The following is a 10,924-nucleotide window of genomic DNA, read 5'->3' as shown; positions in this document are numbered from 1 at the left end:
CCCATCGGGGGGCGGAACTGCGGAGGTTGCGATGGCGAGTCAGGACGACAGGCCTCAATCCGAACTGCGCCGGCGTCTCCTGATGGGGATGGCCGCGGCGCCGCTGGCGGGCTTCCTGCCGAAAGCCGCCTTCGCCCAGACGCCGCCGACCTCGGCGGTCAACACCACCGGGCTTGCGGTGACCGACACGGAAGTCACCGTCGGGATCCTGCATTCGGTCACGGGGACGATGGCGATCTCCGAGACCGGCTCGGTTCAGGCGGAGAAGCTCGCAATCGAGCAGATCAACGCCAGCGGCGGCGTGCTCGGCCGCAAGATCAAGTTCATCCAGGAGGACGGCGCCTCCGACTGGCCGACTTTCGCCGAGAAGGCGAAGAAGCTGCTCGTCAACGACAAGTGCGCCGCCGTCATGGGCTGCTGGACCTCGGCGTCCCGCAAGGCGGTTCTGCCCGTCTTCGAGCAGTACAACGGGATGCTGTACTACCCGACCTTCTATGAAGGGCTCGAACAGTCGAAGAACGTCATCTACACCGGACAGGAAGCGACGCAGCAGATCATCGCCGGCCTCGACTGGGTGGTGAAGGAGAAGGGCGCCAAGACCTTCTACCTGCTGGGGTCCGACTACATCTGGCCGCGCACATCGAACAAGATCGCGCGCAAGCACATCGAGAACTTCCTCAAGGGAACGAAGGTCGTCGGAGAGGAGTACTTCCCGCTCGGCCACACCCAGTTCAACTCCGTCATCAACAAGATCAAACTGACCAAGCCGGACGTGATCTATGCGATCATCGTCGGCGGCTCGAACGTCGCCTTCTACAAGCAGCTGAAGGCCGCCGGCATCGACATGTCGAAGCAGACGCTGGTCACGATCTCGGTGACGGAAGACGAGATCGACGGCATCGGCGGCGACAACATCGCGGGCGCCTACGCCTGCATGAAGTACTTCCAGTCGCTCGACAACCCGAACAACAAGGAGTTCGTCGCCGCCTTCAAGAAGATGTGGGGCGACAAGACGGTCATCGGCGACGTCACCCAGGCGGCCTATCTCGGGCCCTGGCTGTGGAAACTCACCGTCGAGAAGGCCGGCTCCTTCGACGTCGACAAGGTGGCGGCGGCCTCCGCCGGCATCGAGTTCAACAAGGCGCCGGAAGGCTACGTGAAGATCCACGACAACCACCACCTCTGGTCCAAGACCCGCGTCGGGCTCGCCCAGAAGGACGGTCAGTTCAAGGTGGTCTACGAGAGCCCGGACCTGATCGAACCGAACCCCTTCCCGAAGGGCTACCAGTGAGTTGAACGCCGCGGCCGGGCGCGCTGAGCGTCGCCCCGGCCGCCGACGACGAGCGTCGTCCCGGCCGAACGGCGAAGCCGCGCAGTGCCGGGATCGTTCTCAAGGTAAAGCGCCGTCGTCCTCCGGCTTGACCGGAGGACCCACGTTCAGCGTCGAGTCCGACGCCGCAGGTGGATGGTCCGGTCAAGCCGGACCATGACGAGCTTCATTCCAGAAGACGATCCCTCTGGGCGGCTCCGCCGCTGTCCCGGATGACGGCCAAGCCCCGAAGCTCCTCACGGAGACCAAAGATGTTCGGCGAATACTCTCTCGGCGATCTCGGCTCGATCTTCGCGATGCAGGGTTTTGCGGGGCTGATCCTGTTCTCGGTCTACCTGCTGATGGCTCTCGGCCTGGCGATCATCTTCGGCCAGATGGGCGTCATCAACATGGCCCATGGCGAGTTCATGATCCTCGGCGCCTACGTCACCTGGCTAACGGCCGAGTTCTTCACCAGCCATCTGCCGGCGCTGTTTTCGATCTACTTCTTCGTGGCGATGGCGCTCGCATTCTGCGCGGCCGGCGCTCTCGGCATGCTCGTGGAATGGGCGCTGATCCGACGGCTGTACAAGCGGCCGCTCGATACTCTGCTTGCGACCTGGGGCCTCAGCCTCATCCTGCAGCAGGTCTACCGCTCGGTGTTCGGCCCGCGTGAGGTCGGCGTCACCCTTCCGGACTGGATGATGGGCTCGCTGCCGATCACGGACGTGATCGAGGTGCAGATCAACGGCCTGTTCGTCATGGGACTGACCGTCATCATCACGATCGCGGTCTTCCTGATGATCTTCCATTCGCGCTTCGGCCAGCAGATCCGCGCCGTCGTGCAGAACCGGCAGATGGCCGGCGCGGTCGGCATCGACACCGAGAAAGTCGACCGCCTGACGTTCGGCCTCGGCTGCGGCATCGCGGGCGTGGCGGGCTCCGCCTTCACCATGATCGGCTCCACGGGGCCGACCGCCGGCCAGCTCTACATCGTGGACACCTTCCTGATCGTCGTGTTCGGCGGCGCGGCCAGCCTGTTCGGCACCATCGCCTCCGCCTTCACGATCTCGCAGACCCAGTCGACGCTCGAGTTCTTCCTGTCCGGCTCGATGGCCAAGGTCATCACCCTGCTGACGGTCGTGGCGATCCTGATGCTGCGTCCGCAGGGCCTCTTCACCCTCAAAGTGCGGCGCTGAGGAGCACACGACGATGAAGCGCGCTCCGACTTTCATGGACCGCAAGGATCTGCTGGCGCTCGCGACCGTCGCGGTGATCCTGCTGATCGTATTTCCCGCTCTGCTGGACGGCTTCCGGCTGAACCTCGTCGGCAAGTATCTGACCTACGCCTTCGTGGCCGTCGGCCTGGTGCTGTGCTGGGGCTATGGCGGCATCCTCTCGCTCGGCCAGGGCGTGTTCTTCGCCCTCGGCGGCTACGGCATGGCGATGTACCTCAAGCTCGAGGCCTCGTCGGTCGAGAACACCAAGATCCAGTCCACGCCCGGCATCCCGGACTTCATGGACTGGAACCAGATCACCGAGCTGCCCCTGTTCTGGCAGCCCTTTCACTCCTTTCCCCTCACGCTGATCCTCATCGTCCTGGCGCCGGCGCTGTTCGCCTTCGTGATCGGCTCGGCGATGTTCAAGCGTCGGGTGTCGGGCGTCTATTTCGCGATCATCACCCAGGCCCTGGCCGCCATCGCCACCATCCTGATCATCGGCCAGCAGGGCTACACCGGCGGCGTCAACGGCATCACCGACCTCAGGACGCTGCACGGCTGGGACATCCGCACCGACCAGGCGAAGTTCATCCTCTACTTCGTCAACGCCGCGCTTCTGCTCGGCGTCGTGGTCGCCGCCATGTTCGTGCGCGACTCCAAGCTCGGCCGCATCCTGGTGGCCATGCGGGACAAGGAGGACCGCGTGAGGTTCTCCGGCTACTCGGTCGCCAACTTCCAGATCTTCGTGTTCTGCCTCGCCGGCGTGTTCGCCGCGATCGGCGGGGCGATGTTCACCCTGCAGGTCGGCTTCATGTCGCCGTCTCTCGTGGGCATCGTCCCCTCGATCGAGATGGTGATCTTCACGGCGGTCGGCGGGCGGCTGTCGATCCTCGGGGCGATCTACGGGACGCTCGCGGTGAACTTCGCGAAGACGAGCCTCTCGGAGAGCTTTCCCGAACTCTGGCTGCTCGGCCTCGGCGGGCTGTTCATCGCCGTGGTGGCGGTCTTCCCGAACGGGCTCGCCGGTCTGTGGCGCGACTACGCGCAGCCCTTCATCGACAAGGCCCTGAAGCTCCGCAGCGTCGATCCGGCGGACCCCGGCGCCGAAGTCGCCAAACAGGCCGCGGCGGCCGCCGAGTGAGGATGAAGCGATGACCCCGATCGGCGCGCAACCCACGCCCTTCCTGCTCTCGGTGGAAGGCCTCACGGTCTCGTTCGACGGCTTCAAAGCCGTCAACGACCTCTCCTTCTACGTCGACGAGAACGAGATCCGCGTGATCATCGGCCCGAACGGCGCGGGCAAGACCACTGTGCTCGACCTCATCTGCGGGAAGACCAAGGCCACCGCAGGCTCGATCACCTTCCGCGACAAGGAACTGACCCGGATGAGCGAGAGCCAGATCGTGCTCGCGGGCGTCGGCCGCAAGTTCCAGACGCCCTCGATCTACGAGGACCTCACGGTCTTCGAGAATTTGGAGATCTCCTATCCCAGGGGCCGCTCCGTATGGGGCGCGCTCACCTTCAAGCGCGACGCCGCGGTGCGAGAGCGGGTGGCGGAGGTCGCGGAGATCATCTTCCTCAAGGACAAGCTGCACGAGCGGGGCGCGTTTCTCAGCCACGGCCAGAAGCAATGGCTCGAGATCGGCATGCTGCTGATCCAGGAGCCCGACCTGCTGATGCTGGACGAGCCGGTCGCCGGCATGAGCGTTTCGGAACGCATCAAGACCGCCGAACTGCTCCGCACGATCATCAAGGATCGCTCGGTGCTGGTGATCGAGCACGACATGAAGTTCGTCGAGGACATCGCGCACAAGGTCACCGTGCTCCATCAGGGCCGAATCCTGTCCGAGGGCTCGATGGAGAAGGTGCAGTCCGACCCGAAGGTCATCGAAGTCTATCTCGGCCACTGAGGAGAGATGCGATGAGCCTCTCACTTCGCCGCCGCCTCATCCGTCATGCCCGGCGGCAGCCGGGCATCCACGACTTGCTGAGCGGCCGGGCTCCACGCCGAAATCGTGGATACCAGCGCGAGGGCGCGGGCATGACGGTCGAGGTTCCTTCTTTTCATTTCGGAGCCGCGTGATGCTCGACGTCGAGAACCTGCACGTCGCCTACGGCCAGAGCGAAGTGCTCCATGGCATGAGCTTCGGGGTCGCGACCAACGAGATCGTCGCGATCATGGGGCGCAACGGCATGGGCAAGACCACGCTCATGAAGACCATGATGGGCATCCTGCCCTCCACCGCCGGTTCAATCCGCCTGCGCGGCGAAGACATCGGCGGCCTGAAGAGCCACCAGCGCGTGCGGAAAGGCGTCGCCTACGTGCCGCAAGGCCGCATGGTGTTCTCCACCATGACGGTCAAGGAAAACATCGAGACCGGCCTCACCGCATCGGGCGATCGCAAGGTCCCCGACGACATCTATGAGCTCTTCCCCGTCCTCCTCGAGATGAAGGGGCGGCGCGCGGGAAATCTCTCCGGCGGCCAGCAGCAGCAGCTCGCGATCGCTCGCGCGCTCGCCACGAAACCCAAGGTGCTGCTGCTCGACGAGCCGACCGAGGGAATCCAGCCCTCGATCATTCGCGAGATGGCCCGGACGCTCCGCCGCATCCGGGACGAGCGCGGCCTGTCGATCGTCGTCTCCGAGCAGGTGCTGAGCTTCGCGCTGGACGTCGCCGACCGGGTGCTCGTCGTCGAGAACGGCGAGATCGTGCACGACGAGCCGCGGGCGGCCCTCAACGAGGCGAAGGTCGCCAGATACCTGTCGGTTTGATGGAGGAGACCATGGCGGACTACGAGATCTTCGAACTCGGCGACTTCGTCCTCCAGTGCGGCAAGACGCTTCGTTCCGCCAAACTGGCCTTCAAGACCTTCGGGACGCTGAACGCCGCGAAAGACAACGCGATCGTCTATCCCACCTGGTATTCGGGACAGCACACAGAGAACGAATGGCTGATCGGGCCCGGCAAGGCGCTCGATCCCGAGAAATACTTCATCATCATCCCGAACATGTTCGGGAACGGCCTGTCGTCCTCGCCGAGCAACACGCCGGCGCCGTGGAACGGCCCGCGCTTTCCGAACGTCACCGCCTACGACAACGTCAAGGCGCAGCATCGGCTGGTCACCGAGCATTTCGGCATCGAGAAGCTTGTTCTCGTGACCGGCTGGTCGATGGGCGCGCTGCAGACCTACCATTGGGCCGCGCTGTATCCGGACATGGTTCCGCGGATCCTGCCGTTCCAGGGATCCGCCAAATGCTCCCGCCACAACTTCGTCTTCCTCGAAGGCGCCAAGGCCGCGCTGCAGGCCGACGCCGCCTACAAGGACGGCTGGTACGACAGCCCGCCCTATAAGGGTCTGCGCGCCTTCGGCCGCGTCTACGCCGGCTGGGGCCTGTCGCAGACCTTCTACCGCATCGAGGCCGACATCACCCACATGGGCTACGCCTCGCTCGAGGACTTCCTCGTCGGCTTCTGGGAAGGCCTGTTCTATGAGCGCGACGCCAATAACCTGCTGGCGATGCTGTGGACCTGGCAGAACGGCGACATCAGCGCGAACGACACCTTCAAGGGCGACTTCAAGGCGGCCCTCGGGGCCATCCGGGCCAAGGCGATCCTGATGCCGGCCTCCACCGACCTCTACTTCCCGCCCGAGGACAACGCGATCGAGGCGGCGGCGATGCCGAACGCCGAATTGCGCACGATCGACACCTGGTGGGGCCATTTCGCCGGCGGCCCGGGCACGAGCCCCGACGACATCAAGATCCTCGACGACGCGCTCAAGGAACTGCTCGCGAGCTGACGGCCCCGTTTCACGATTTTCGGAGGGAGAGAGACATGACCGAGACGCTGATCAAGGTCGACCTGACCCAGTCGGCCTATGAAAACGACATGGTGCACAATCGCTGGCACCCAGACATCCCCATGGTGGCGTGGGTGAAGCCCGGCGACGACTTCATCGTCGAGACCTATGACTGGACCGGCGGGTTCATCAAGAACAACGACGACGCCTCCGACGTCCGCGACATCGACCTCACGATCGTCCACTTCCTTTCCGGCCCCATCGGCGTCGAGGGCGCGGAGCCGGGCGACCTGCTGGTGGTCGACCTGCTGGACATCGGCGCCAAGGCCGAGAGCCAGTGGGGCTTCAACGGCTTCTTCTCGAAGCAGAACGGCGGAGGATTCCTCACCGAGCACTTCCCGCAGGCCCAGAAGTCGATCTGGGACTTCGAGGGCATGTTCACGAAGTCGCGCCACATCCCGGGAGTCCGCTTCCCCGGCCTGATCCATCCCGGCCTGATCGGCTGCCTGCCGGACCCGAAGCTGCTCAAGACCTGGAACGACCGCGAGATCCCGTTCGTCGAGAAGCACAAGGACCGCGTGCCGGCGGTGGGCACCGTGCCGTTCGCGCCGACGGCTCACATGGGCCGGCTGCAGGGCGAGGCGAAGGACAAGGCCGCCGCGGAGGCCGTCCGCACCGTGCCGCCGCGCGAGCATGGCGGAAATTGCGACATCAAGGACCTGTCGCGCGGCTCGAAGATCTACTTCCCCGTCTATGTCGACGGCGGCGGCCTCTCGATGGGCGATCTGCATTTCAGCCAGGGCGACGGCGAGATCACCTTCTGCGGCGCGATCGAGATGGCCGGCTGGGTGCATCTCAAGGTCGAGATCATCAAGGACGGCATGTCGAAATACGGGATCAAGAACCCGATCTTCAAACCGTCGGTGATCACGCCGAAATATGACGACTACCTGATCTTCGAGGGCATCTCGGTCGACGAGACCGGGCAGCAGCATTACCTCGACGTGCATGTCGCCTACCGGCAGGCCTGCCTCAACGCGATCGAGTACTTGAAGAAGTTCGGCTATTCGGGCGCGCAGGCCTATTCGATCCTCGGCACGGCGCCCGTCCAGGGCCACATCTCCGGCGTCGTCGACATTCCCAACGCCTGCGCGACGCTGTGGCTGCCGACCAAGATCTTCGAGTTCGACATCAACCCGAGCGCGGCCGGGCCGGCGAAGTTCCTCGACGGCTCGATCGACATGCCGCTCGCGCCTGATCTCTGACAAGCGAGGCGAGGCCTCAGGCGGCGGGGCGCCGCCTGAGACCTGCAGTCCGGAGGACCCGATGCCCGTCTATGACTATTCTTGCGAGGATTGCGGAACGTTCACGGCGCTCCGGCCCATGTCGGCCTTCGACGCGCCGTGCGGCTGCCCCGGTTGCGGGGCCGAGGCGCCGCGGGTCTTCCTCACCGCGCCCGCCATCGCCGGAATGGATCCGGCCCGCCGGATCGCCGCCGCCACCAACGAGCGGTCATCCAACGCGCCGCGCAGTTCGAAGAGCCACGGCCCCGGCTGCGGATGCTGCTCCGGCCGGGGGCTGAAGGCGCCATCGTCCGCCGCCAAAAGTTTCCCGTCCGCCCGCCCGTGGATGATCAGCCACTAGCGAGCCGGCTTGCGTGATCACGCCCGGCTCCGCCGCGTTCATGGAGCGGGCGGCGCTGCTGCCCTGCGCCGTTCTTCAAAGAGGCTTGAGAGCGCGCCCGCCGCGTCGATCGCACGTGGAAAGCCCGCGTGGACGGTCGTGAGGTACACGACTTCCTTCAGCTCCTCCTCGGTCACCCCCGCGTTCAGCGCGTAGCCGGCGTGGACCTTCATGTATGGAAGATGCCCCAGCGCGGCGAACGCCGCGACGGTCGCGATCTGTCGCGTCCGCGCGTCGAGTCCCGGTCGAGCCCAGACCTCGCCTAGCGCGTAGCGCTCCGTCGCGTCGGCCAGGAACGGGAACTCGCGCCGCAAGGCCTCAAGGGCGGGCTGCGGCTGGCCCTCATTCAGCGAGCGGACGACCGCCTCGCCGCGCTGGCGGCGGTCGTCCGCCGCGGGGTGCGAAAGGGCAGGACCTGCGCCGGCCAACATCGCTGCGGCAAGCATGGTCGTGCGGAGCGGGGCTGATCTCGTCACCGTGCTCTCCTGGGCTGGTTGCTTCGCCGGAGTTCAGTGTGGGCTCGCGGTCGGCCGGACCACGATCTCGCTCACGTCGACGTCGTCCGGCTGGGAGACGGCGAACAGGATGCTCGCCGCGATCGCTTCGGCCGGGATCTGGACCGCGCGGAAGCCGCGCATCTCCTCGCGGGCGATGTCGTCCGAGATCGAGTCGGCGAGCTCCGAGGTGGTCGTGCCCGGGGAGATGACCGTCACCCGGATGCGGTCGGTCTCCTGCCGCAGGCCGTCCGAGATCGCGCGCACCGCGAACTTGGTCGCGCAATAGACCGCGGCCGTCGGCGACACGCGGTGTCCGCCGATCGAGGACAGGTTGACGATCTGCCCCGATCCTTGCGCCTCCATGAGCGGCAGCGCGGCCGCGACGCCGTAGAGCACGCCCTTGATGTTGACGTCGACCATCCGGTCCCACTCGTCGACCTTGAGGGCCGCCAGCGGCGACAGAGGCATCACGCCGGCGTTGTTGATCATCACGTCCAGGCGTCCGAATTCGCTCTGGGCGAACCGTGCGAACGCGGCGACGTCGTCGCGGTCGGTGACGTCGAGGGCGCGATGCCGGACCGTCCCGCCGGCCTCTTCGATCTCCGACGCGAGCCGCTGAAGCCGGTCGGTGCGCCGAGCGCCGATGACGATCCTGGCGCCCGCCGCGGCAAGCGCCTTGGCGGCCGCCTCGCCGATGCCGCTCGAGGCGCCCGTAATGGCGATGACTTTGCCGGTCGCTGCCATGTTCATTGCCGTCTCTCCTTTGCTTCGGCCGGCAGGACGCCGGCGCGACGTTCGGAAGCTAGGCGCGCGCACTGGCCCTATCGAGTTGCGGATCCCGGACGAGTTGGTTAGCTGTGCTTACCAATGAAAGACGAGATCGAAGCTGTCGCGACCTTTGTGGCGGTCGCTGAGCTGCTCAGTTTCCGGCGCGCGGCCGATCGGCTGGGCGTGACCCGTTCGGCCGTCAGCCAGACGATCCAGAAGCTCGAGGCGCAGCTCGGCGTCGCGCTCTTCCACCGCACGACCCGGAGCGTCCGCCTGACGGAGGCCGGGGCGCAGCTGTTCGAGACGGCTGCGCCGGGCCTCGCCGATCTCAGGGCGGCGCTCAAGAGCGTCGGAGAGATGGGCGGTCGTCCGCGCGGTCCCTTGCGCCTCGCGGTGTCGTCCATAGCGGAGAGTTTTCTGGATGGGGCGGTGCTGGGCGGGTTCCTGAAGTCCCATCCCGACATCGATCTCGACGTCCTCGTCACGGACGCCGAGTTCGACATCGTCGCGGAAGGCTTCGACGCCGGCGTGCGCCTTGGCGAGGTGATCGAGGCCGACATGATCGCGGCGCCGGTATCGAGCGACCAGCGGCAGCTGATCGTCGCCTCTCCCGACTACCTGGCCGGGCATGGCCCGCCGGCTCATCCGCGGGAGCTCGTCGCGCATCATTGCATCGGGTGGCGGCCCAGCCCCGACGTCGCGCCCTACCGCTGGGAGTTCACGATCGACGGGCGGGACGTCCCGGTCGCGGTCGAGCCGCGCGTGACCACGAACGACATGGCCGTCATGGTGCGGCTCGCCTGCGCGGGCGTCGGGATAACCTGCGGCATGGAGGAGACCTTCCGCCCCCATCTCGCGAGAGGCGAGTTGCAGGTCGTGCTGGAGGAGTTCTGCCCGCCCTTTCCGGGCTTCTTTCTCTACTATCCCAGCCGGCGCACCATGACCGGCGCGCTGCGGGCGCTCGTCGATCACCTGAAGCGAAACCCGCGGCTCCGGACGCCGCGGGCCGGGTAAGATCGAGCTGTCCTGAGGACCCGAGGCTGCTTCTGGGCCGGAACCTTCGCGTCTCACCGGGCGGGTCCTCAGTGCGGACCAGCGAGCCGCGCCTGCAGACGCTGGGCGATCCAGCCGGCCAGAATCCCTCCGCTCGCGACCGCGCCGAGTTCGGCGATCGAAAGCAGGCTCGGCGGGAGATGCGACGCAAAGAACGCGATCAGGCCGAGGAACCAGGCCACGACATTGTCGAATGGCGGCGCGGAACGGAGGGCGAGCACGACGCACGCCACGACGAACACCACCGGAAGAATGGCCGCGTGGCCGAGCATCGGGCCAAGGAAGCCGAGCGCGAGCGCCGCGACTGCGCCCATGGCGACGCCGAGCCAGACGCACAGGCCAGTCTTGAGACCCTGGACGGCCGAGATCGGGCGGACGAAGTATGCGACCCAGCCGACGAACATGACCCAGGGGGCGAAGCCCAGGTGAAGGGCGCCGAAGGCCGCCCCGGCCGCGATGATCGCCGCGACGCCGGTGAAGATGATGGAGGCCGCCGCAGGGAGCGCAGGCTTCCAGATGAAGCTTTTATCGGTCTCGTTCGACATTGCTGTCTCCCATTGAGCTTGAGGTCTTCAGTCTCCCGGCGTTCGCCGC

The 10,924-nt window shown here is 66.1% G+C and carries 12 protein-coding genes; 9 read left to right on the top strand and 3 right to left on the bottom strand.

The annotated features are described in order from the left end of the window. The first annotated feature begins 31 nt into the window (after positions 1–31). The 8 genes from urtA to GGR24_RS13675 all read left to right on the top strand — a co-directional run bounded on the left by urtA (position 32) and on the right by GGR24_RS13675 (position 7,973). Entirely contained in the window at positions 32–1,291 is a 1,260-nt protein-coding gene (urtA, locus tag GGR24_RS13710) for an urea ABC transporter substrate-binding protein (RefSeq protein WP_183395931.1), read from the top strand. 290 nt (positions 1,292–1,581) lie between these two features. Continuing rightward, a complete protein-coding gene (gene urtB / locus GGR24_RS13705) occupies positions 1,582–2,508 on the top strand; it encodes an urea ABC transporter permease subunit UrtB (RefSeq protein ID WP_183395930.1) in 927 nt (308 codons plus the stop codon). 34 nt (positions 2,509–2,542) lie between these two features. Then, the gene (gene urtC, locus GGR24_RS13700) at positions 2,543–3,670 is read left to right on the top strand and encodes an urea ABC transporter permease subunit UrtC (RefSeq protein ID WP_428978230.1); all 1,128 of its coding nucleotides are present in this window, start codon (positions 2,543–2,545) and stop codon (positions 3,668–3,670) included. A 10-nt stretch (positions 3,671–3,680) separates the two neighbouring features. Continuing rightward, positions 3,681–4,439, top strand: coding sequence for an urea ABC transporter ATP-binding protein UrtD (gene urtD / locus GGR24_RS13695; RefSeq protein WP_183395928.1), 759 nt, complete (start codon positions 3,681–3,683; stop codon positions 4,437–4,439). Between the two features lie 172 nt (positions 4,440–4,611). Next, on the top strand, positions 4,612–5,301 hold the full coding sequence (gene urtE / locus GGR24_RS13690) for an urea ABC transporter ATP-binding subunit UrtE (RefSeq protein WP_183395927.1): 690 nt from the start codon (positions 4,612–4,614) through the stop codon (positions 5,299–5,301). An 11-nt stretch (positions 5,302–5,312) separates the two neighbouring features. After that, positions 5,313–6,329, top strand: coding sequence for an alpha/beta fold hydrolase (locus tag GGR24_RS13685; protein WP_183395926.1), 1,017 nt, complete (start codon positions 5,313–5,315; stop codon positions 6,327–6,329). Positions 6,330–6,364: 35 nt separating this feature from the next. Then, entirely contained in the window at positions 6,365–7,594 is a 1,230-nt protein-coding gene (fmdA, locus tag GGR24_RS13680; protein WP_183395925.1) for a formamidase, read from the top strand. A gap of 61 nt (positions 7,595–7,655) precedes the next feature. Beyond that, positions 7,656–7,973 (top strand): FmdB family zinc ribbon protein, encoded by a 318-nt coding sequence (locus tag GGR24_RS13675; RefSeq protein ID WP_183395924.1) that lies wholly within the window; start codon positions 7,656–7,658, stop codon positions 7,971–7,973. Positions 7,974–8,011: 38 nt separating this feature from the next. On the opposite strand, the gene GGR24_RS13670 is transcribed toward GGR24_RS13675, so the two are convergent. Together GGR24_RS13670 and GGR24_RS13665 are read right to left on the bottom strand one after the other, a co-directional pair. Then, positions 8,012–8,458, bottom strand: a complete 447-nt coding sequence (locus GGR24_RS13670; protein ID WP_183396030.1) for a carboxymuconolactone decarboxylase family protein — start codon at positions 8,456–8,458, stop codon at positions 8,012–8,014. 63 nt (positions 8,459–8,521) lie between these two features. Next, positions 8,522–9,253 (bottom strand): SDR family oxidoreductase, encoded by a 732-nt coding sequence (locus GGR24_RS13665; RefSeq protein WP_183396029.1) that lies wholly within the window; start codon positions 9,251–9,253, stop codon positions 8,522–8,524. A gap of 123 nt (positions 9,254–9,376) precedes the next feature. Between GGR24_RS13665 and GGR24_RS13660 the strand changes: the two genes are divergently transcribed. Continuing rightward, the gene (locus GGR24_RS13660; RefSeq protein WP_183395923.1) at positions 9,377–10,291 is read left to right on the top strand and encodes a LysR family transcriptional regulator; all 915 of its coding nucleotides are present in this window, start codon (positions 9,377–9,379) and stop codon (positions 10,289–10,291) included. 68 nt (positions 10,292–10,359) lie between these two features. On the opposite strand, the gene GGR24_RS13655 is transcribed toward GGR24_RS13660, so the two are convergent. After that, positions 10,360–10,875 (bottom strand): DUF1097 domain-containing protein, encoded by a 516-nt coding sequence (locus GGR24_RS13655; protein ID WP_183395922.1) that lies wholly within the window; start codon positions 10,873–10,875, stop codon positions 10,360–10,362. Between the last annotated feature and the right edge of the window lie 49 nt (positions 10,876–10,924).

It is taken from the genome of Hansschlegelia beijingensis, from assembly GCF_014196425.1.
GTDB classification, from domain to species: domain Bacteria; phylum Pseudomonadota; class Alphaproteobacteria; order Rhizobiales; family Methylopilaceae; genus Methylopila; species Methylopila beijingensis.
This window is presented reverse-complemented; position numbering and strand designations above follow the sequence as displayed.